The sequence below is a fragment of the Streptomyces sp. NPDC097617 genome, assembly GCF_044761485.1.
In the GTDB taxonomy this organism is placed as follows: Bacteria; Actinomycetota; Actinomycetes; order Streptomycetales; family Streptomycetaceae; genus Streptomyces.
In genome coordinates this window covers 100,714-121,929 of the sequence record NZ_JBIWCL010000026.1, presented here as the reverse complement: position 1 = coordinate 121,929, position 21,216 = coordinate 100,714, and the positions used below count along the sequence as shown (strand labels likewise).

19 protein-coding genes and 2 pseudogenes are annotated in these 21,216 nt (G+C 72.8%); 12 read left to right on the top strand and 9 right to left on the bottom strand.

From position 1 onward, the window contains the following. Positions 1 to 56 precede the first annotated feature (56 nt). Complete coding sequence (locus ACIQZO_RS32495; RefSeq protein ID WP_403633135.1) at positions 57 to 2,153, bottom strand: protein kinase; 2,097 nt, start codon at positions 2,151 to 2,153, stop codon at positions 57 to 59. Positions 2,154 to 2,192: 39 nt separating this feature from the next. Continuing rightward, positions 2,193 to 2,648: an Lrp/AsnC family transcriptional regulator gene (locus tag ACIQZO_RS32490; protein ID WP_403633133.1), complete on the bottom strand. Its 456-nt coding sequence runs from the start codon at positions 2,646 to 2,648 to the stop codon at positions 2,193 to 2,195. A gap of 161 nt (positions 2,649 to 2,809) precedes the next feature. Between ACIQZO_RS32490 and ACIQZO_RS32485 the strand changes: the two genes are divergently transcribed. From ACIQZO_RS32485 to ACIQZO_RS32475, 3 genes and pseudogenes are all read left to right on the top strand, one after another. Beyond that, positions 2,810 to 3,811, top strand: coding sequence for an asparaginase (locus ACIQZO_RS32485; RefSeq protein WP_403633130.1), 1,002 nt, complete (start codon positions 2,810 to 2,812; stop codon positions 3,809 to 3,811). Positions 3,812 to 3,817: 6 nt separating this feature from the next. After that, a pseudogene (locus ACIQZO_RS32480) lies at positions 3,818 to 4,027 on the top strand (hypothetical protein); the annotation flags it as partial. Between the two features lie 205 nt (positions 4,028 to 4,232). Beyond that, the gene (locus ACIQZO_RS32475; RefSeq protein ID WP_403633128.1) at positions 4,233 to 5,150 is read left to right on the top strand and encodes a hypothetical protein; all 918 of its coding nucleotides are present in this window, start codon (positions 4,233 to 4,235) and stop codon (positions 5,148 to 5,150) included. Positions 5,151 to 5,264: 114 nt separating this feature from the next. Here the strand turns inward: ACIQZO_RS32475 and meaB are convergent, their stop codons facing one another. From meaB to ACIQZO_RS32455, 4 genes are read right to left on the bottom strand one after another with little or no spacing between them, the layout of a single operon-like run. Continuing rightward, on the bottom strand, positions 5,265 to 6,245 hold the full coding sequence (gene meaB / locus ACIQZO_RS32470; RefSeq protein ID WP_403633125.1) for a methylmalonyl Co-A mutase-associated GTPase MeaB: 981 nt from the start codon (positions 6,243 to 6,245) through the stop codon (positions 5,265 to 5,267). A gap of 10 nt (positions 6,246 to 6,255) precedes the next feature. Continuing rightward, complete coding sequence (gene scpA / locus ACIQZO_RS32465; RefSeq protein WP_403633122.1) at positions 6,256 to 8,442, bottom strand: methylmalonyl-CoA mutase; 2,187 nt, start codon at positions 8,440 to 8,442, stop codon at positions 6,256 to 6,258. Beyond that, positions 8,439 to 10,304: a methylmalonyl-CoA mutase family protein gene (locus tag ACIQZO_RS32460; RefSeq protein WP_403633119.1), complete on the bottom strand. Its 1,866-nt coding sequence runs from the start codon at positions 10,302 to 10,304 to the stop codon at positions 8,439 to 8,441. The genes scpA and ACIQZO_RS32460 overlap by 4 nt, the downstream gene beginning before the upstream one ends. A 23-nt stretch (positions 10,305 to 10,327) precedes the next feature. Beyond that, on the bottom strand, positions 10,328 to 10,912 hold the full coding sequence (locus ACIQZO_RS32455) for a hypothetical protein (protein WP_403633116.1): 585 nt from the start codon (positions 10,910 to 10,912) through the stop codon (positions 10,328 to 10,330). 650 nt (positions 10,913 to 11,562) lie between these two features. On the opposite strand from ACIQZO_RS32455, the pseudogene ACIQZO_RS32450 reads away from it, so the two are divergent. The 5 genes and pseudogenes from ACIQZO_RS32450 to ACIQZO_RS32430 all read left to right on the top strand — a co-directional run. Next, a pseudogene (locus ACIQZO_RS32450) lies at positions 11,563 to 11,742 on the top strand (TauD/TfdA family dioxygenase); the annotation flags it as partial. Between the two features lie 36 nt (positions 11,743 to 11,778). Next, positions 11,779 to 12,390 (top strand): NADPH-dependent FMN reductase, encoded by a 612-nt coding sequence (gene ssuE, locus ACIQZO_RS32445; RefSeq protein ID WP_403633113.1) that lies wholly within the window; start codon positions 11,779 to 11,781, stop codon positions 12,388 to 12,390. Between the two features lie 44 nt (positions 12,391 to 12,434). Beyond that, the gene (locus ACIQZO_RS32440) at positions 12,435 to 13,469 is read left to right on the top strand and encodes an ABC transporter substrate-binding protein (RefSeq protein ID WP_403633110.1); all 1,035 of its coding nucleotides are present in this window, start codon (positions 12,435 to 12,437) and stop codon (positions 13,467 to 13,469) included. Positions 13,470 to 13,474: 5 nt separating this feature from the next. Beyond that, entirely contained in the window at positions 13,475 to 14,455 is a 981-nt protein-coding gene (locus ACIQZO_RS32435; RefSeq protein ID WP_403633107.1) for an ATP-binding cassette domain-containing protein, read from the top strand. A 55-nt stretch (positions 14,456 to 14,510) separates the two neighbouring features. After that, positions 14,511 to 15,842 carry an LLM class flavin-dependent oxidoreductase gene (locus ACIQZO_RS32430; protein ID WP_403633104.1) on the top strand — a complete coding sequence of 444 codons (1,332 nt, stop codon included), beginning with the start codon at positions 14,511 to 14,513 and terminating at the stop codon, positions 15,840 to 15,842. A 120-nt stretch (positions 15,843 to 15,962) separates the two neighbouring features. On the opposite strand, the gene ACIQZO_RS32425 is transcribed toward ACIQZO_RS32430, so the two are convergent. Then, complete coding sequence (locus ACIQZO_RS32425; protein WP_403633102.1) at positions 15,963 to 16,883, bottom strand: NADP-dependent oxidoreductase; 921 nt, start codon at positions 16,881 to 16,883, stop codon at positions 15,963 to 15,965. 44 nt (positions 16,884 to 16,927) lie between these two features. Beyond that, positions 16,928 to 17,647: a DUF2470 domain-containing protein gene (locus ACIQZO_RS32420; protein WP_403633099.1), complete on the bottom strand. Its 720-nt coding sequence runs from the start codon at positions 17,645 to 17,647 to the stop codon at positions 16,928 to 16,930. A 156-nt stretch (positions 17,648 to 17,803) separates the two neighbouring features. On the opposite strand from ACIQZO_RS32420, the gene ACIQZO_RS32415 reads away from it, so the two are divergent. The 4 genes from ACIQZO_RS32415 (at position 17,804) to ACIQZO_RS32400 (ending at position 20,824) form a co-directional block, all read left to right on the top strand. Further along, complete coding sequence (locus tag ACIQZO_RS32415; protein WP_030012729.1) at positions 17,804 to 18,199, top strand: cell division protein SepF; 396 nt, start codon at positions 17,804 to 17,806, stop codon at positions 18,197 to 18,199. A gap of 67 nt (positions 18,200 to 18,266) precedes the next feature. Further along, a complete protein-coding gene (locus tag ACIQZO_RS32410) occupies positions 18,267 to 19,769 on the top strand; it encodes an AAA family ATPase (RefSeq protein ID WP_403633096.1) in 1,503 nt (500 codons plus the stop codon). A 104-nt stretch (positions 19,770 to 19,873) separates the two neighbouring features. Beyond that, a complete protein-coding gene (locus tag ACIQZO_RS32405) occupies positions 19,874 to 20,215 on the top strand; it encodes a nucleotide pyrophosphohydrolase (protein WP_403633183.1) in 342 nt (113 codons plus the stop codon). A 123-nt stretch (positions 20,216 to 20,338) separates the two neighbouring features. Continuing rightward, positions 20,339 to 20,824 (top strand): DUF6099 family protein, encoded by a 486-nt coding sequence (locus tag ACIQZO_RS32400; protein WP_403633093.1) that lies wholly within the window; start codon positions 20,339 to 20,341, stop codon positions 20,822 to 20,824. A 46-nt stretch (positions 20,825 to 20,870) separates the two neighbouring features. Here ACIQZO_RS32400 and ACIQZO_RS32395 read toward each other — a convergent pair whose 3' ends face one another. Beyond that, positions 20,871 to 21,110 (bottom strand): hypothetical protein, encoded by a 240-nt coding sequence (locus tag ACIQZO_RS32395; RefSeq protein ID WP_403633180.1) that lies wholly within the window; start codon positions 21,108 to 21,110, stop codon positions 20,871 to 20,873. Positions 21,111 to 21,216 lie beyond the last annotated feature (106 nt).

The following is a 21,216-nucleotide window of genomic DNA, read 5'->3' as shown; positions in this document are numbered from 1 at the left end:
GTCGGGCGGTCGGGCGATCAGTCGGGCGGTCGGGGCCGCGACCCGAAGATGGCGGCTCAGTCGATGGTGGGCATCGCCGTGAGGTTCCCGTCGTTGACGAGGAAGACGCGGTTCCCGGCCCCGGACATCCCCCAGGGCCCGCGCGACGCGGCGGACCAGGTCCAGAACCGGCCGCCGTCGATGGTGGAGTGGGCGGAGACCCCCTGCCCGTCCCCCTGGACGATCCACACCGTACGGCCCTGCACGACCGGGGGAGTGTGCGGCAGCGGCCCCTTCGCGCTGCGGTCCTGCGGGAGGTGCGTGCCCCGCTCCCGGCTGATCTGGCACAGCGCCGTCCCGTCCATGGCGTACACGTAGTCCCCCCTGAGCGCCGGTACGCCCCAGCCGCCCGTCCCCCGCTCCGGGCTCTCGGTGGCCCTGATCTCCTTGTGCACCTCGGCGCCCGTCCTGATGTCCAGGGCCGCCAGGGTGCGCCCGCCGAGGTAGACCACGTCCTTCACGACGAGCGGCTGGAGGGCGGAACGCGCCTGGTCGCCGGCCTTCCAGACCGTCGCGCCGGAAGCGGTGTCGACGGCGATCACATGGCCGTCGGCGCCGAAGACCACGAGCCGGCCGGAGCCGGCCGCGGCGCGCGGACCGGGGGCCTTCACGGCGTACTCGGGAAGCGGCACCGTCCAACGGACCGTGCGCGCGGCCGTGTCCACGGCGCGCAACTGCCCGCCGCGCGTCACCAGGTAGACCGCCGAATCGTCCGCGGCCAGGATGCGGCCGGTGTCGGCGCCCTGGACCGACCACTCCTGCCTGCTGGTGGAGGCCTCGAAGCCGAGCAGCGCCCCGCCCGATCCCGCGGTCGCGAACCGGTTGCCGGGCAGGGCGACGAGGCCGGCGGCCGGACGGACGCCGGGCAGGCGCCACTTCTCCTTGCCGTCGGTCGTCAGACGGGCCGCCAGGCCGCCGCCCGCGGCCGCGAAGACGACCACGTCGAGCACCGGCAGCGGCGTGGTGACCTGCCCGTCCGCGGCCTTCGCGGCCACGGGCAGCGGACCCCACAACTCGCGCGGGGCCGTGCCGTGGTCCCCGGCGGTCAGCGACAGCGGCTCCGCGTTCCGGGCGAGTCCGGCCGCGGGAATCGTCCGCGGTTCCTCGCGCAGCAACCACCAGGCGCCCGTGGCCCCGCCCGAAGCGGCCAGTACACCGCCTGCCGCCAGCGCGGTGCGCAGCAGTCGCCTGCGGGACGGGCCGCTCCCGGCACCGGACCCCTGTCCGACGACCGTGGCGTGCCGGTCGGCCTCGGCCCCCCGCCGCTCGATGTCCTGCGCCAGCGCTCCGGTGCGCCAGATCCGGTCGGCCCCCGGCGGCGGGGCGAAGGCGCCCGCGACCAGGTCGGGGGTCGGGCGCTGCGCCGGGTCCTTGGCGAGGCAGGGCGCGATCAGCTGCCGCAACCCGTCCGGTACGGAGTCCAGTCGGGGCTCCCCGTGCACCACCTCGTACTGCACGGCGGCCACATGGGTCCCGTCGAAGGTGCGCTGTCCGGTGGCCGCGTACGCGAGGACCGCGCCGAGCGAGAAGACGTCCGCGGCGGGTCCGACCCGCCTGCCGAGCACCTGCTCGGGGGCCCCGTACCCGGGGGTGACCGGCACCTGGCCCGTGGTGGTGAGGGTCAGCCCGTGCTCGGGGCGCGCGATGCCGAAGTCGATGACGCGCGGCCCCGTCGAGGTCAGCACGATGTTGGCCGGCTTCAGGTCGCGGTGGACCAGCCCGGCGGCGTGGATGTCCCGAAGGGTGGCGGCGAGCGAGGCGGCGAGCGCGCGTACGCCGTCGGCGCCGAAGGGCCCGTACCGGCGTACGGCGTCGTCGAGGGTGGGCCCGGAGAGGAACTCGGTGGCGATCCAGGGCCTGCTGTCCTCGGTGTGCGCCGCCAGGACGCGGGCGACTCCGCCGCTGGCCACGGCCTGCGCGGTGTGGGCCTCGCGCAGGAAGCGCCGGGCGAGGTCCGGGTCGTGGGCGAGTTCGGGCAGCAGTACCTTGACGGCGGCGGTGCAGCCGCTGTCCTCCCGGCCGAAGTACACCTTGCCCATGCCGCCTTCGCCGAGGACGCCGAGGATGCGGTAGGGGCCGAGCCGGATCGGATCACCGGCGCCGAGGGGTTTCATCAGGTGCTGCTTCCTGTTGCTGGTCGGTAGTTCGGCCCGTCAGTGGTCCACGGGCAGGCCGGTCGTCTCCTTGACGCGCTTCATGATGATCTGCGAATTGACCTCGGTGATGCCGGTGAGGGCCGTCAGCTTCTCGATCCACAGGCGCTCGTAGGCGCGCAGGTCGGCGACGGCGATCCGCAGCAGGCAGCCGGGGCTCCCGAAGAGGCGGTAGGCCTCGATGACGTCGGGGATGTCCTGGAGGGCCGCCTCGAAGGCCTCGACCGCCTCCCGGTCGCGGCGCACCTCCACCGAGACGAGCACCTCGAACCCGCGGTCCACGGCCTCGGGGGAGATCACGGCGCGGTAGCCCTGGATCACCCCGTCCTGCTCCAGCTGCCGCACCCGGCGCATGCAGGGGGAGGGGGTCAGTCCCACCCGCTGGGCGAGCTCCTGGTTGCTCAGGCGGCCGTCGGCCTGGAGCTCACGCAAGATATCTCGGTCAATGGCGTCCATGGCGCAATTATTACCCGGCGATTATGAACGGGCCTGGTGGAATTCGCAATCACATTGCGCGTAGATCGCTCTATCATTGCTGCTTTGAGCACATATGTACGAGCGACGTACTAGTGACACGAGTGACTCGAGTGAACACGAGTGAAGGGTGGCCACGGCCAATGGGACGCATCGTCGTCATCAGCACCGGCGGGACGATAGCCAGCCGCTGGCAGGGTTCCGGCTTCGCGGCGGAGGCCGACGGGAACGAGGTGATCGCGACCGCACCGCTCCCCGAGGGCGTCAGCGTGGAACTGGTCGACCTGTTCAGCGTGAACAGCCCGCGGCTCACCACCGCACACCAGCTCACCCTGCTGCGCACCGTGCACGAGGTGCTGGCCGACCCCGGCGTGGACGGCATCGTCGTCACGCACGGCACCGACACCCTGGAGGAGTCGGCCTTCCTCCTCGACCTCCACCACCACGACCCGCGCCCGGTGGTCTTCACCGGCTCGCAGCGCCCCATGGGCACCGCCGACGGGGACGGCCCGGGGAACCTCTACGACGCCCTGCTCACCGCCGCGAACACGCGCGGGCTCGGCGTGCTGATCGCCTTCGCCGGACGGGTGCACGCCGCCCGCGGCACCGTGAAGACCCAGGCCGTGGAACTGGACGCGTTCGCCGACCCCTCGAAGGAACTCTTCGGGAAGATCGGCTTCGGCAAGGTCACCATCCTGCGCACCCCCCAGCGCCCGGCGCCGCTCCCGCTGCCCGCGATGCCGGAGCTCCCGCCGCGCGTGGACGTCGTCGTGCACCACGCCGACGGCGACGCCGTCCTGCTGAACGCCGCCGTCGAGGCCGGCGCGCGCGGTGTCGTCCTCGTCGGGACCGGCGCGGGCAATGCCACCCCGGAGATCGTGGACGCCGTCCGGGCCGCCGTCGGCCGCGGCGTGCTCGTCGCGCTGACCACCCGGGTCATGGCCGGACCGGTCACCGAGATCTACACGCACGGCGGCGCGGTGGACCTCGTGGCCGCCGGAGCCGTACCGACCGGCACCCTGCGCGCCGGTCAGGCCCGTATCGCGGTCCTGTCCGCGCTGCTCGCCACCGACAACAAGGTGGAGCAGACCCGCATCCTGCGCGAGGCGCTGGGCGCGGGCGGCCCGGTGCTCGTCGGGGCGTAACCCTCCGTGGCAGCGTGTGCGGCCGCCGCCGGGCTCATCGCGGTCAAGGTCAGCTCGGCGAAGAAGCTGTTCGTCGCCGAGGGCGGCGGCGCCGGCCTCGTCGACAAGCCGATCCGCATCTCGGGCCACGTGTCCTTCGCGGGCGAGAAGCGCTCCCTCACGGAAGCCGATCTCCGGTTACTGGCCGCCAAGCTGGTGAAACAGGCCCTGCGCACCGGCGGCGAGAGCCCCATCGCACACCGCCTGCCTGGAGCACGCGACGACCCTCGACCCCGATACGCGGGCGGCCGTCGAGGAACGTACGGCCACCCTCATTCCGCCGTCGAGCCCGGGGCAGGCGCGTGCGCTCGCGGAGGTCGGCTCCCTCATCCTGGATCTTCTGCCGGGGCCGGAGAACCTCGATCACGCGGACGCCGTCCTGGTGGTGGTCGCGGCTTCCCACGTCAAGTCGGACGCCGCGATCAGGTTCCTCTCGCAGTTCGCCACGCACCCCGCGATCGAAGTCCGTTCCCAGCTCCTCTGGGCCTGGTCACGCTTCGAATGCGCCGCCTACGCCGAGGACGTGATCTCGAAGCTCGATCCGCTGGACCTCAGGTACTCGATCCGTTCGGACGAGCAGCTGCGCCAACTGGAACGTCTCCGGCCCCGGCCGAGCAGTCTGGACGTCAGGTCCGAGGTGTCGCTGCCGGCCCTGGCCGGGTACGCCGGCCGGCACGGCCTCACGGAGCTGATCCTCGCGCACCCCACGGTGCCCGATCTGGACTTCCTGAAAGGACAGTCCGCCCTGCAGCAGCTGGCCCTCGACAACTGCCCGGAACTGACCGACCTCTGCGCCCTCGGCGGTCTGCCGATCAGGCGGCTGGGCGTCAGGAGTGTCCGGCCGGACGTCGGCCTGGACGTGGTGGCCGGGCTGGGGGAGCTGGAACAACTCGCGTTGAGCGGCCCCGCGGGGATGACCTGGTCGCCGCAGGCACTGCCGACGCGCGCCCCGCTGGTCGTGCTGCTGGTGAGCGGAGCGATGGCTCCCGCCGCCGGGCTCAAGGGGCTCGGCGCGGTCTCCGGGCTGACTCATCTGGGGCTCAACGTGGCTTCCAGCCCGGCCTCGGAAGCCGACTGGCGGGAGATCGGCGAGCTGCGCTCACTCCACCACCTGACGGTGTCCGCCGCGTCCTTCGCCTTCCTTCCGCCCGCCGCCACCCTGCCCTCCGTCGCCGACCTGACCCTCATCGGCTATGGCGAGGACAGGTGTATGTCGACGGCGATCGATCGGCTGGACGCCGTGTTCCCCCGACTGGACAGGTGGAACACGGGGGAAGCATGGGACTTCTCCGCGGAGTGAGGCACCGGGTCCCCCCGGGCGACCGCCCGCGCGCCGCCGAGCTGCTGCCGTCCACCGTGCGCTTGGTCCGTCCGCGACCGGACGGCGCCCGCGCGGGCGCCGTCCGGCCCTTCCTCAGTGCCCGAACGCCGCCAGGATGCGGTCCGCCGCAGAGGTCGGCGTCACCGTGCCCGCCCGGACCGCGGACTCCAGGGCCGGCGCCAGTTCCCGTACCGCCGGGTTCGCCCGCAGGCGTTCCAGCAGTTCGTCGCGGACCATCGACCAGGTCCACTCCACCTGCTGAGCCGCCCGCTTCGCCGTCAGCCGGCCCCCCGCCTCCAGCAGGGTGCGGTGCTGCTCCAAGCGGTTCCACACCTCGTCCAGCCCCGTCGACTCCCGCGCGCTGCACGTCAGCACCGGCGGGGTCCAGGCCGCGTCCACCGGGTGCATCAGGCGCAGTGCGCCCGACAGTTCGCGGGCCGCGGCCTTCGCGTCACGCGCGTGCGGGCCGTCCGCCTTGTTGACCGCCAGGACGTCGGCCAGTTCCAGGACACCCTTCTTGATGCCCTGCAACTGGTCGCCCGTACGGGCCAGGGAGAGCAGCAGGAAGGAGTCGACCATCCCCGCCACCGTGGTCTCCGACTGACCCACTCCGACGGTCTCGACGAGGACCACGTCGTAGCCCGCCGCCTCCATCACGATCATCGACTCGCGGGTGGCCTTGGCGACCCCGCCCAGCGTGCCCGCCGAGGGGGACGGGCGCACGAACGCCGCCGGGTCCACCGACAGCCGCTCCATCCGGGTCTTGTCACCCAGGATGGAGCCGCCCGTGCGCGTCGACGACGGGTCCACCGCGAGCACCGCCACCCGGTGGCCGAGCCCCGTCAGCATCGTGCCGAAGGCGTCGATGAAGGTGGACTTGCCCACCCCCGGCACCCCGCTGATACCGATCCGGCGGGCCCGGCCCGCGTGCGGCAGCAGCTCCGTCAACAGGCCCTGTGCCAGCACCCGGTGAGCGGGCAGGGTGGACTCGACCAGGGTGATCGCGCGCGCGATGAGCGCGCGCTTCCCGTCGAGGACCCCTTTCGCGTAGGCCTCGATGTCGATCCTCGCCATCGCGGCCGGCCTACAGCTCGTGGCCCAGGTCCGCGGCCAGCCGCGTCACCAGGTCGTGGGCCGCGTCCGGAATCACCGTGCCGGGCGGGAAGACCGCCGTCGCGCCCATCTCCAGCAGCGTCGGGACATCGGCGGGCGGGATCACCCCACCCACGACGATCATGATGTCCTCGCGGCCCTCCTCCGCCAGCTGCTCGCGCAGCGCCGGTACGAGGGTCAGGTGGCCGGCGGCCAGCGAGGACACGCCCACCACGTGGACGTCCGCCTCGACGGCCTGGCGGGCCACCTCCGCCGGGGTCTGGAACAGCGGGCCGACGTCCACGTCGAAGCCCAGGTCGGCGAAGGCGGTCGCGATCACCTTCTGGCCGCGGTCGTGCCCGTCCTGGCCCATCTTGGCGACCAGGATGCGCGGACGACGGCCCTCCGCCTCCTCGAACCGGTCGACGAGCGCACGGGTGCGCTCCACGGACGGGGACTCGCCTGCTTCGTTGCGGTACACGCCCGCGATCGTACGGATCTGGCTCGAGTGCCGTCCGTACACCTTCTCCAGTGCGTCCGAGATCTCACCGACGGTGGCCTTGGCGCGCGCCGCGTCCACCGCCAGGGCCAGCAGGTTGCCGTCGCCGCGCTCGGCGGCGTTCGTCAGCGCCCGCAGGGTGTCCTGGGTGACCGCCTCGTCGCGCTCCTCGCGCAGCCGCCGCAGCTTGGCGATCTGCTGCGAGCGCACCGAGGAGTTGTCGACCTTGAGGACGTCGATCGCCTCGTCGTTCTCCACGCGGTACTTGTTGACGCCGATCACCGGCTGCCGGCCCGAGTCGATCCGCGCCTGCGTACGGGCCGCGGCCTCCTCCACGCGCAGCTTCGGGATGCCCGCGTCGATGGCCTGCGCCATGCCGCCGGCCGCCTCGACCTCCTCGATGTGCTGCCAGGCGCGGCGCGCCAGGTCGTACGTCAGCTTCTCGACGTACGCGCTGCCACCCCACGGGTCGATCGACCGGCAGGTGCCCGACTCCTGCTGGAGCAGCAGCTGGGTGTTGCGGGCGATGCGCGCCGAGAAGTCCGTCGGCAGCGCGAGGGCCTCGTCGAGGGCGTTGGTGTGCAGCGACTGGGTGTGCCCCTGGGTCGCCGCCATCGCCTCGATACAGGTGCGCGTCACGTTGTTGAAGACGTCCTGCGCGGTCAGCGACCAGCCGGAGGTCTGCGAATGCGTGCGCAGCGAAAGCGACTTGGCGTTCTTCGGGTCGAACTGCTTGACCAGGCGCGCCCACAGCAGGCGGGCCGCGCGCAGCTTCGCGACCTCCATGAAGAAGTTCATGCCGATCGCCCAGAAGAACGACAGGCGCGGCGCGAACGCGTCCACGTCCAGCCCGACGGCCTGCCCGGCCCGCAGGTACTCCACGCCGTCGGCGAGGGTGTACGCCAGCTCCAGGTCGGCCGTGGCCCCGGCCTCCTGGATGTGGTAGCCGGAGATGGAGATCGAGTTGTACCGCGGCATCTTCTGCGAGGTGAACGCGAAGATGTCCGAGATGATCCGCATCGAGGGCTTGGGCGGGTAGATGTAGGTGTTGCGGACCATGAACTCCTTGAGGATGTCGTTCTGGATGGTCCCGGCGAGCTTGTCGGGGGAGACGCCCTGCTCCTCCGCCGCCACGATGTAGAGGGCGAGGACGGGCAGCACCGCGCCGTTCATCGTCATCGACACCGACATCTTGTCCAGCGGGATCCCGTCGAACAGCTGCCGCATGTCGTAGATCGAGTCGATCGCCACGCCCGCCATGCCGACGTCGCCGGTCACGCGCGGGTGGTCGCTGTCGTAGCCGCGGTGCGTCGGCAGGTCGAAGGCCACCGACAGGCCCTTCTGGCCGGACGCCAGATTGCGCCGGTAGAAGGCGTTCGACTCCTCGGCCGTGGAGAAGCCGGCGTACTGCCGGATCGTCCAGGGCTGGTTGACGTACATCGTCGGGTACGGGCCGCGCAGGTACGGTGCCACGCCCGGGTAGGTCCGCAGGAAGTCCAGGCCCTCCAGGTCCCGCCCGGTGTACAGCGGCTTGACGCCGATGCCCTCGGGGGTCTCCCACAGCAGGTCGGCGGCCGCGGTGCCGGTGGACTCCTTCACCGCGGAACGCCACTGCTCCTCGGACACCCCCCGGGCGGCGGTGGGGTCGAGCGCCAGCTCGGAGAAATCGGGGATGCTCAAGACGGCACTCCCATCCGGTCGAGTACGGAGGACAGCACGGCGACGGCGTCACAGCCGGCGAAGACGTACTCGTCCACGGAAGCATCGGCGGTGCCCGGCCGGCCGGCGAGGAAGACGGTCGTGGCGCCCGCCGCGCGCAGCGCCTCGGACACCGCCGCGGCCTGCTCCTCGTACAGCACGTCGCTGGAGCAGAGAACGGCCGTGCCGTCCGCGCCGCTCGCGGCGTAGGCGGCGGCGGCCGTCGCCGGATCCACGGACACCGGAACGTGCACCGGTTCGATGCCGCCCGCCTGGAACAGGTTCGAGGCGAAGGTGGCGCGCGCGGTGTGCGCGGCCGCCGGGCCCAGTGCGGCGAGGAAGATCCGCGGCCGGGCCCCGGTCGCCGCCAGGTGCGCGTCGCTGCGGGCGCGCAGCGCCTCGTACGCCTCGTCGCGCCGTACGCGGGGCAGTCCGCCGGTGGGTCCGGCGGGCGCGGGCTCGCGGACGACCGGCTTCTCCGAGAGCAGCGGGAACTCGCTGACGCCCGTGATGGGCTCGCGGCGCTTCGCCAGCTTTTTGGAGCGCTCGGCCCAGGTGGCGGCGAGCCGCTCGGCGACCAGACCGGAGCGCAGGGCGGCGGCCTGGCCGCCGGCCTTCTCCAGGGTCTGGAAGAAATCCCAGGCGGCGTGGGCGAGTTCGTCGGTGAGGCGCTCGACGTAGTACGAGCCGCCGGCCGGGTCGATCACCCGGGCCAGGTGCGACTCCTCCAGCAGGATGGTGGAGGTGTTGCGGGAGATCCGGCGCGCGAAGGCGTCCGCCAGGCCCAGCTCGCTGTCGAAGGGGAGCACGGTCACCGAGTCCGCGCCGCCCACCCCCGCGGCCATGCAGGCCACGGTGGTGCGCAGCATGTTCACCCAGGGGTCGCGGCGGGTCATCATCACCGGCGAGGTCACCGCGTGCTGGAGCTGGGCACCCGCCTCCGGGGCCCCCGAGGCCTCGGCGATACGGGCCCACAGCCGGCGCGCGGCGCGCAGCTTGGCGATGGTGAGGAACTGGTCCGCGGTGGCGGCGTAGCGGAACTCCAGCTGTCCGAGCGCCGCCTCGACGCTCAGCCCGGCCGCCGTGAGCGCGCGCAGGTAGGCGACACCGGTCGCCAGGGACAGACCCAGCTCCTCGGCGGAGCTGCCCCCGGCCTCGTGGTACGGCAGCGCGTCCACGGTCAGGGCGCGCACCCCCGGCCAGCCGGCGGCGGCCTCCCGGGCCAGCAGGGCGGCGCCGGCCACGTCCAGGGCCTCACCCGTACGGGCCTCGTGGCCCAGCGGGTCGGCGCCCAGCGAGGCCCGAGCGGCCTCGGGGGCCACCGCGCGCTCGGTGAACAGGGCCAGCAACGCGCGGGCGGCCTCGGCGTATTGGGCTCCGGCGTCCAGGGCGACGGGGGCGAGGTCCAGGTAGACCCCTTCCAGCGCCCGGGCGAGGCCCTCGACCGGGAGAGCGTCCCGGCCCACCGTGAGCCAGAGGGAGGTGACCCCGTTCTCCAGATCGGCGAGGGCCGCCTCGTTCAGCCGTACCGGATCGGTGCCCGCGAGGCGCTGGCGCACGTCCCAGCCGTTCGCGGTGGTGCCCTCCGGCCTGCCCCCGCGGACGAACGGGGCGAAGCCGGGGAAACCGGTGTCGGGAGCCGTCCCGTCGGGCGGCGCGGTGTAGAGCGGGCGCGTGGTGAGCCCGTCCTCGATAGGGGTGGACAACGCATCTTCTGCGGCCTCGCCGGAGACTTCCTTGCCCGACTTGCGCAGTACGCCTTCTACAAGGCGCTGCCACTGCTCATGCGTCGCGTCAGGGAACTCGGCGGCCAGGGAGAGCCCGTCGTCAGGCAGGACCGTCATGGCTCGAATGTAGGGGAGGGCGCTCAGGTGGCACCATACCGGTGGGTGTGATCTCGCCCTCTCGGGCCAAGCCGAAGGGATCCTGGAAGACCTGGCTGAGCAGCACGGTTGCCGCCGCCTCCGGGAGTACGGCAGGACCCGCGTGCGGCACCACGATCTGCTCGGGATCGTCGCATCACGTGCGGGAGCTCCGTCGCGGCTTCCCGGATCTCCCGCAGATATCCCTCGTCCAGGACGCTCGCCGGCTCGGTCACGACCATGACCGCCGGATTGAAGACACCCAACAGAAGAGCCGCCGCCCGCCCCACCGCGCGGGCACGCTCGCGCAGCAGCCGGTCGGCGCGCGGGTCGCCGGTGGCGGCCGCGTCCACCAGCAGGTTGACGGACGGGTCCGCCACGATGCCCCGGCGCACGGCCCCGGCGCCGAGCGCGGTGTCGGACGCGGTGTCGGACGCGGTCGCCTCCCGGCAGCCGGTACGTACGCCCTGGTGCACGGTTGCCTCGATCCCGAAGGCGGCGCCGGCGCCGAGGAGGGGGTGCCCGGAGTCGTACGCGGCGAGGAACCGGCGGATCCCGGCGAACGCGTGGCGTCCGCATTGCGGGGCCATGAAATCCGGCCACGGTTTTCGGCCGCCGGGGTGGGGTGGCGCGGAGGCCGGCGTACGGGGGAAAGAGCAGGTCGTAGGGGGTGTACGGGGTGGACGCGGAGGCCGGCGCGATACGTTTTCGGTGGCCGCGGGCGGGGGTTGACCCCGGTCGGGGCCGCTGACACGCTCCGGGACATGTCCGCGAACGAAGTCCTCGCCCCGCGGCTCCACACCCCCGGCCGCTGTACCGAGCCGGGCGAGTGTCCGGGCCGCTGTCCGGCCCCCGGCCACCCCTGACCCGGCCCGACCGCTTCACTCCCGCCCCGGGGCACCGCAGGGGTGCTGCCCCGGCGGCCCCCTCCCGGAGGGCGCCCCACGAAGCGCCCTCCGGGGGACCCGCCGCTGGGAGATCCGCCCGGTTCACCCCCGCCGGCCCCGTCCCGGGACACCTCCGGGACAGCGCCCCACCGGGGCCCTCCCGGGGCTGACGATCCACGGGTGCCCTGCAGGACGACGCCCCACCGGGCGGTCCCGTTCCGGCGGGCTCCCGGAGGTTTCCTTCGGTTCCTTCTTCGGGTTCTCCGCCGTGACCGTCGTCCTGGGGGTGAGCTGCGGGGTGGCTCGCGCGGAGTGTTCCTGACCGGCGTTCGACGGTGCTCCGTGTGAGACCCCGTGCCACCCAGCACTACGGCGTGGACGACTCCGACGACCACGAGCGCACCCTGCGCCGCGTCACCGTCGACGGCGACGTCCCGGTCGGCCCCGACGGCGAGCCCTCCCGCCTGATCAGCCCGGCGGCCGTCCCGGACCCGGCCTTCGGCATCGCGTCCGGCGCCTCCGCCTCCGCCTGACCCACCCGCTCCCCGTACGACTCCCAAGGAGCCCCCGTGCCCCACCTCCTCGCCATCACCGGCAGCCCCTCCGCCCACTCCCGTACCGCCGTCGTGGCCGACCACGTGCTGCGCCGCCTGTCCCACTCCGGCTTCGAGACCGCGCACCTGTCCGTGCGCGAGCTCCCCGCCGCCGACCTCCTCGCCGCCCGCCGCGGTGAGCCCGAGATCCGCCGGGCGCTCGAGGCCGTCGCCGAGGCCGACGGCCTGGTCATCGCGACCCCGGTCTACAAGGCCTCGTACACCGGGCTGCTCAAGGCCTTCCTCGACCTGCTCCCGCAGGACGGACTCGACGGCAAGACCGTTCTGCCGCTGGCCACCGGCGGCAGCCTGGCCCACGTCCTGACCATCGACTACGCCCTGCGCCCCGTGCTCGCCGCCCTCGGCGCCCGGCACGTCACCGCCGGCCGGTTCGTCCTGGACTCCTCCGTGGAGCGCGGATCCGGCCCCGACCGGCTGCGGCCCGAGGCCGAACTGGACCTCTACCAGGCCGTCGACGAGTTCGCCGCGGCCCTGCGCTCCGCGCCGACGCCCGTGCCCGCGCCGACGCCCGTGTCCGTGCCCGGTCCCACCTCCGCGCCCGCCGCCGCCCTCACCGCCACCCCGTAACGCCGCTGCCACCACGCGACCCGTACCGACAAGGAAGAACCGCCATGCCCGCAGCCTTCACCTCGACCACCACCTCCCGACGCCAGTTCCTCGCCCTGCTCGGCATCTCGGCGGCCGCGGTGAGCTGCGGCACGGCCACCGCCAACGGCGGCGGTTCCGGCGGGCAGGTCAAGACCCTGAAGTACCAGGGCTCGGTCGGCGCCGTCACGCTCCCGGAACTCGCCGCCGACCTCGGCCACCTGGGCGACCTCGAGCTGGAGTGGGTGGGCAACACCATCAGCGGTCCGCAGGACATCCAGTCCGCCGCCACCGGCCAGACCCACTTCGGCGGTGCCTTCAACGGCGCGATCGTCAAGCTCGCCTCCAGCAAGGCCCCCATCAAGGCCGTCATCTCCTACTACGGCGTCGACGAGCAGTCGTACAGCGGCTACTACGTCCTGGAGGACAGCCCGCTCCGCTCCGCCCGGGACCTGCTCGGCAAGAAGGTCGGCATGAACACCCTGGGCGCGCACGCGCAGGCCGTCCTCGACATCTACCTGAGCCGCAACGGCCTCGCCAAGGCGGACTCGTCCAAGGTCGAGTCGCTCGTGGTGCCGCCCGTCAACACCGACCAGGTGCTGCGCCAGAAGCAGATCGACGTGGGCGTGCTGGGCGGGGTCCTGCGCGACAAGGCCGTGGCCGCCGGCGGGATCAGACCGCTGTTCAGCGACTTCGACCTGCTCGGCAAGTTCAGCGCCGGCTCCTACATCATGACCGACCGGTTCATCAAGGAGAACCCGGACACCGTACGGACCTTCGTGACCGGCGTGGCCAAGGCCATCGAGTGGGCCCGCACCACCCCGCGCGAGGAGGTCATCGCGCGGCAGACCGGGATCGTCAAGAAGCGCGGCCGCAACGAGGACACCGCGACCCTCCAGTACTGGCGCTCGTACGGAGTCGCCGAACAGGGCGGCCGGATCGAGGACAAGGAGTTCCAGCTCTGGCTGGACTGGCTCGGCGAGCGCGGCGACATCAAGCAGGGGCAGCTCAAGGCCGCCGACCTCTACACGAACGAGTTCAACGGCTTCGGGAAGGGCTGACCCGCATGGCGAAGATCGTGTTCGAGGAAGTGACCAAGACCTTCCCGACCAAGGACAAGAAGAACAAGGAGCAGTGCACCGCGCTCGACGGCATCGACCTGGAGATCGAGGCGGGGGAGTTCGTGGTGGTCGTCGGCCCCAGCGGCTGCGGCAAGTCCACCCTGCTGGACCTGCTCGGCGGGCTGTCCCGGCCGACGTCCGGGCGGATCCTGCTCGACGGGAAACCGATCACCGGTCCCGGCCTGGACCGGGGCATCGTCTTCCAGCAGTACGCCCTGCTGCCCTGGCGGACCGCGCTCGGCAACGTCGAGTTCGGCCTGGAGGCGACCGGCGTTCCGCGCCGCGCACGCAAGTCCAGGGCCCGGGAGTTCCTGGAGCTCGTCGGCCTCACCGGCTTCGAGGACCGGCATCCGCACGAACTCTCCGGCGGGATGCGCCAGCGCGTCGCCATCGCCGTCCCGCTCGGCCTGCTCATCGGCTGGTACCGGCCGGTCGCCGTGCTGCTCGGCCCGCTGCTGGAGGTGTTCCGCAACACCGCCGCGCTGGCCCTGCTGCCGGTCTTCGTGCTGCTGCTCGGCATCGGCGAGACCTCGAAGGTCTCGATCGTCGTCTACGCCTGCGTGTGGCCGGTCCTGCTGAACACCATCAGCGCGGTGGGCAACGCCGACCCCACCCTCGTCGGACTGGCCCGCTCGATGGACCTGTCCACGCCGAGGCTCTTCCAGAAGGTGATCCTGCCGTCCTCCGTGCCGGCCGTCTTCACCGGCATCCGGCTGGCCGGCGCGGTCTCCATCCTCGTCCTGGTGGCCGCCGAGATGATCGGCGCCAAGGCGGGCCTCGGCTACCTGATCAACGCCTCGCAGTACAACTTCGCGATCCCGCAGATGTACGCGGGCATCGTCACCATCTCCGCCATCGGCGTGGCCTTCAACCAGCTGCTGGTCACGGTCGAACGCCGCCTGAGCACCTGGCGCGTCCCCGCCTGACCTGCGCCCCGAGCCCGAACCCTTCCCGCACCGCCACCGAACACAAGGAACAGCCATGACCGCGAAGCGGACCCTCCACCTCAACGCCTTCCTGATGAACGCCGGTCACCACGACGCGGCCTGGCGCCACCCCGACAGCCGGCCCGACCTGATCACCGACCTGCGGTACTTCCAGGACCTGGCACGCACCGCCGAGCGCGGCCGGCTCGACTCCATCTTCTTCGCCGACGGGGTCGCCCTCTGGGGCAAGGCCCGCCACAACGCCCTCGGCGGTTTCGAGCCGCTGACCCTGCTCTCCGCCATCGCCGCCGTCACCGAGCACATCGGGCTCATCGCGACCGTCTCCACCACCTTCAACGAGCCCTACAACCTGGCCCGCAAGTTCGCCTCGCTCGACCACATCAGCGGCGGCCGCGCCGGCTGGAACATCGTCACCTCCGGCACCGTAGACGAGGCCCGCAACTTCAACCGGGACGAGCACCTGGAGCACCACGTCCGCTACGAGCGCGCCCGCGAGTTCCTCGACGTCGCCACCAAGCTCTGGGACAGCTGGGAGGACGTCGCGATCGTCCTCGACAGGGAGCGCGGCATCTACGCCGACACCGACAAGCTGCACCCCGCCGCCCACCGCGGCGAGCACTTCGGCGTCGCCGGACCGCTCAACGTCCCGCGCTCACCCCAGGGCTACCCGCTGCTCGTGCAGGCCGGTTCCTCCGAGGACGGCAAGGAGTTCGCCGCCCAGTACGCCGAGGCGGTTTTCACCGCCCAGCAGACCCTCGCCGACGGCCAGACCTTCTACAAGGACCTCAAGGCCCGGCTCGCCAAGTACGGCCGCGCCGAGAGCGACCTCCTCGTCCTGCCCGGAATCGCGCCCGTCATCGGCTCCACCGAGGCCGAGGCGAAGGCCCTGGAGCAGCAGCTGACCGACCTCCAGGTGCCGGAGTACGGGCTCGCCCAGCTCTCCGGGATGCTGAACGTGGACCTCACCGGCCTGCCCCTGGACGGCCCGCTCCCGGACCTGCCCGAGGAGCGCGACATCAACGGCAACAAGAGCCGCTTCACCCTCGTCGCCGAGCTCGCCCGCCGTGACGGCCTCACCCTGCGCGAGCTGATCGCCCGCCTCGGCGCCGGCCGCGGCCACCGCGTCTTCGCCGGTACCCCCGAGCAGATCGCCGACCAGCTCGAGGAGTGGTTCACCCAGGGAGCCGCCGACGGGTTCAACATCATGGCGCCGGTCCTGCCCACGGGCCTGACCGCCTTCGTCGACCACGTCGTGCCGATCCTCCAGCGCCGCGGGCTCTTGCGCACCGAGTACACCGGCGCCACCCTCCGTGAGAACTACGGCCTCGCCCGGCCGGTCAACCGGCACACCCGGGAGAGCGCATGACCGGATACGCCGCCGACGTCCCCGTGGTCGTCGGCGGACCGGCCGTCCCGTCACCGGTGCCGGGACGGGCTTGCGCCCCACGGGGAGAGGGGCCGCCGCACGCGAACACCGCGAGGCGGATCAGACGGTCAGGACGATCTTGCCGCGGGTGCGGCCCGCGGCGCTCAGCTCCCAGGCCCTGGCGGCCTCGGCGAGCGGCAGCGCGTGCTCCACGTTGACCGTGAGCCTTCCCGTCTCGGCCAGTTCCGCCAGGAAGGTGAGGTCGGCGGTGTCGGGGCGCACCCACAGCTGGTGGGCGCCCTTGGCGGCCGCCTCGTAGTCGGCGATGGAGACCACCCGGTGGCGCTCCTTGACCAGGGACTGGAGCGTCTCGATGACGCCGTCCCCGTAGAAGTCGAGCCCCGCGTCGACGCCCTCGGGCGCCAGCTCGCGGATCCGGTCCGCCAGGCCCTCCCCGTACAGCACGGGCTCGGCGCCGAGGGAGCGCAGGTAGTCGTGGTTGTGCGCGCCCGCCGTGCCGATGACCCGCAGGCCGAGAGCGACCGCGATCTGCACACCGAAGGATCCGGTGCCGCCGGCCGCGGAGTGGATGACGACGCTCTCCCCGGCCTTGAGGCCCGCGCGGGTGAGTGACTGGTAGGCGGTGAGGCCGGCCAGCGGGATACCCGCCGCCTGCTCGAAGCTCAGCCCTCGGGGTTTGCGGGCGAGGGTGCGGACGGGGGCGGACACCAGCTCGGCGTACGTGCCGAGTTCGACCCACTCCTTGCGGACATAGCCGTAGACCTCGTCGCCGACGGCGTAGTCGAAGGTGTCCTCGCCCACCGCTTCGACGACTCCGGCCACGTCCCAGCCGGGTATGACCGGGTGGCGGACCTCGAGGATCGGGTCGAGATATCCGGCGGCGAGCTTCCAGTCCACCGGGTTGACCCCGGCGGCCTTGACGCGGACGAGGACCTCGCCCGGGCCGACCTTCGGCTTCGGTACGTCAACGAGCGTGAGGGTGGCGGGAGTTCCATATGTGCTGTATGTGATGGCCTTCATGATCGTCCCCAACGCGGGGCCGCGGCCGGGTATTCCGGGCCGGTTCAGGCCGGCAGCGTGTTGCGGTGCGAGTTCCGGCGGGCCGTACTGAAGAGCGCCTGGATCTGCGTACCCGCCTGCTCGACGTCGTCGAGGGGGGAGGGGAAGGGCAGCCGTACGTCGCGGTGGCCGCGCCGCTCCTCCAGTCGCAGGGTGATCCCGTACCGGTCCATGGCGACCGGCAGCGCGCGGAGCACGGTGGAGGTGGGCAGCGGCTGGACCAGGCGCAGCAGCAGGGTGACGAGGTCGTGGTGGTCGTCGAGCAGGTGCGTGAGCATGCCCGCCTCGTACGGGGCCAGCGGGTCGGGGCAGGCCGAGTCCAGCTCCTCGAGGCCGACGTGCCAGCGGCCTTCGGAGGTCTCCAGGATCGCCCGGTCGAATTCCATGCAGGTGGAGTTGACGCCGGAGTCGTCCGCGAGGTCGGTGTAGGGGGTGAGCAGGCGGCCCAGCACGGTGACCCGGGCGCGCACCCGGTCCCGTACGGGCGTGGGGGCGACGTCGGTGAACTCCAGCCGGATCGCCGGGCGGTGCTCGGACTCGCCGCCGGGCTCGGCCGGGTGCAGGTGCAGCCGCCCCATCGGGTCGCTGCCGTCGAGGTGGCGGACCTCGGAGCGCAGCCCGTCGGTGACCACGTTCATGGAGTGGGCGGCGGTCAGGATCGACCGGATCCGCTCGGCATCGGTGGGCCGGGCGGCCGGGGTGGCGGGGGCACCGAACAGGCGCATGCGGATCTCTCCATCGTCCGGGTGACTTAGGTATGCCTAACCTAACTCATTTGGCTCTCCAGGAGTACCCGGCACGCTCGTGTCGTTGTTGGGCTGAACGGGTGAAACGCGAGAGGATGGGGGGATGCACATGAAGCGCACGGCCGAGGCGGCCCGGTGAGCAGGTACGACGTCACCGACGAACAGTGGGAGGGGCTCGCGCAGGTGGTCCCCCTGCGCAGTCGCAACGAATGGCCCTCCCGGGTGGACCACCGCACGATCCCGACGGCGCCCGGGGCGTCGGCGGCGGAGCAGCGGCGCTTCGTGGTGATCAGAGTCCAGATCTTCGCGGACGCGCGGGAGGTGGCGGAGTACCTGATCGCGCAGATCCCGGTGCTGCTCGACCTCACCGGCGCGGACAGCGAAGTGGCCAAGCGGATCCTCGACTTCAGCAGCGGTGTGGTCTTCGGCCTGGGCAGCGGGATGCACCGGGTCGACCGGAACGTCTTCCTGCTCGCGCCGGTGGGGACCGAGGTCGAGGGGATCGCGGCCGCGGCCGTCCCCCGATCGTAGGAAGGTCCGTGCGAGGGAACGGTTCGCCGGGGCCGCGGGGGGTCCGGCGGGCCGTACCGTCCCGCGCATGGACGCCACTTCGGACGCGACGGCGGGGCGCACCGCCGCCGCCGTCGCGTTAGCCGACACCCGCACCGATTCCCCCGAGGCCGGACCGGCCGGCGGTCAGCCCGCCGCGGTGCCCCCGACCCCGCCCGCCACTTCCGCGCCGCCCGCCCCTCATGCCCCGCCCGCCCCTCACGGCGTACCGCCCGCCCCCGCGGCCGCAGCGGCCGGCTTACGGCCCGCTCCCGCCGTGGCCCTGGTTCCGCCCGCGGCCCTGGTTCCGCCCGCGGCTCCGGTTCCGCCCGGCCCCGCGGTCCCGGCCGGGACCGTCGGTGATCCGGTCGTGCCGGCGCAGGCCCGCCCCGGCGGCTCCGGCCCTGCTGACGAGCCCGCGCGGCAGCACCCGCGGCCCGTGGTCACCGAGCTGAGGCTCTCCGCCTTCGGGCCGCACCGCTCGGCCGTCTTCCCGCTCGGCCCGCTCACCCTCTTCGCCGGGCCGAGCGGCAGCGGCAAGTCCCATGCCCTGGAGGCCTACGAGGCCCTGGCCGGGCTGGGTTCCGGAGCCGCGCTGGAGGAGGCCTTCGCGGACCCGTGTGCCCGGATCCCCGACCGGGCCGTGCCCGACGCGCAGCGGCGCCGCGGATTCCGCCTCGGGGTCACCGTCGACGGTCCCGCCGGCCCGGTCCGGCTCGACCTCGCCGTCCAGGCCGAGCCCACCCTGCGGATCGTCGGCGAACGGCTCTCGCAGGACGGGCAGATCCTGCTCGCCACCGCCCTGCGCGACCCCGGCCGGCGCTCGGTCCAGGCCGCCTGGCTGACCGGCGGTGCCAGCGGCTTCACCCGGGCCCCGCTGCCCGACGACCGGCTCGGCACGGCGCTGCTCCCGCTCCGCGTCGCCGGATCCACCGCGGGCCAGCGCCAGGTTCTGGCCGCCGCCGAACAGGTGGTCGTGGCCCTGCGCTCGGCGTTCCCCTGCGACCCCCGCCCGGACCGCATGCGCGCGGCCGTCCCGCCCGGTGAGGGCCGGCTGCTGGGCGACTGCGCGAACCTGGCCGACGTGCTGCGCCGGACCCGCAGCGAATGCGGAACCCGGCACGCGCTGCTGGCGCAGGCCGCCCGTACCGGCTGCGCGGGCCTCGTCGTGGGGCTGGACGTACGGGCTCCCGCGGGCGGCGGCCCCGTCGCGGCCGTACTGGACCGCGGCCCCGACCGGCCCGCCACGGAACTGGCCCGGCTGGGCGCGGGCGAACTCCGCTTCCTCGCGCTGGCGCTGGTCCTGCTCACCGGGCCGGGGGTGCTGGCCATGGACCCGGCCGCCGAACTGCTCTCCGCGCGGCAGGCCCTGACGGTGCTGGCCGACGACTTCGACCGGGGCCTGGACCGGCGGCAGAGCGCCGAACTGCTGCGGCTGGCCCTGCTGTCCTGCGGCCGCGGTCACATCAGGCTGGTGGCGGCGGTGGGGGAGGGGACCGCGGCCGCCGCCCGGGACCTGCCGGGCGTCGCGGTGGTAGACCTGGGGGCATGAACGAGACGCAGGAGCCGCCCGAGCCGCACCAGCCGCCCGAGCCGCACCAGTCGCACGAGCCGGCGCGGGCGTTGACGTCCTCGGACCGGCGGCCCGACGAGCGGCTGGACCGACTGCAGCGCCGGCTTGCGCAGTTCGCGGCGGCGCGCGGCTGGGAGCCGTACCACACCCCCAAGAACCTGGCGGTGGCGCTGAGCGTGGAGGCGGCCGAACTGGTCGAGATCTTCCAGTGGCTGACCCCCGAGCAGTCGGCGAAGGTCATGGAGAAACCGGAATCCGCCCATCGCGTGGCCGACGAGGTGGCCGACGTACTCGCGTATCTGCTGCAGTTCTGTGAGGTCCTCGGGGTGGATGTGCTGGATGCGCTCGCCGCGAAGATCGAGAGGAACGAACTCCGCTTCCCTGTGCAGGGCCCATCGACACCGAATCGTCACTCTTCGGAGTGATGGACTCATCCACAATCACGTTTGTGTCCACATTTTCCGAATACCCCTGGCTTTACTGGCCCGTTGCCCTCACTCTGGGTAGTGGTGAGGATGGCGGGATGTCGTGCGGACGGGGGACGGCATATGGATGCGGTACGGCTCATCGCGGCCGGCCGGCACGCGCTGGCACAGAGTGGGGCTGCGTGGGACATCGTGGGCGAGGCCTGGCAGGCCCAGGCGCTCGCCCAGGGCGTAGGGAGCTATCTGGCGGTCACCGGGCCGCCGGAGCTGAGATCGGAGGCACGGGGACTGGGGGAAGCGGGAAGCAGAGGCTGCGGGGTGCTCGACCGGGCCGCCCTGCGCGGAGAGGGCAGCGCGCCCGAGTATCCGCCGCGGGCGGCGCAGCTGAGCGAGGTGTCGGACGTCCGGCAGGCACTGCTCGGACTCCAGGCACTGCTGGGTGAAGTGGGGATAGCCCTGGTCGGGGTGGCCTGCGGGACGGACGACGAGGGCCTGTACTGGCAGTGCATAGAGTCGATCGACGCGGCCGACGAGTCGAGCGACCGGGTGCGGGCGATCCTGCGCCGCATGACGGTCCGCGAGCGGGGATCGGCCTCGGGCGTGGCCTGAGGCGCGGCACGGGTGGGTCCCGTCGTGCGCGGCGGGACCCGCACGGTCAGGACGACCGGAAGGGCGGGCGCTCGCCCTCGGGGGCGCGGTCCGTGGAGGCCTGGAGTTCGGCGTCGAGCTGTGACAGGTCGGCGTTCAGCGCCGCCATCAGTTCTTCCATCTGCTGGAGCAGACCCTTCGGCGCGCCGCCGCCCTGGGCGGGTACCGCGGGCTCCTGACCTGCCGGGTCGTGTGCTGCCTGTGCTGCCTGTGCTGCCTGTCCGGTCGGTCCGTTGTGTCGGTGGATATCCGGCACGGCCTCGTGGGACATGGCGGCCTCCTCGGCCCTGGCCCTTCCGGCGCGGAAGGGGGCGGTGGACGCACCGGCGGGACGCCGCCGGCACGCGGGCCGG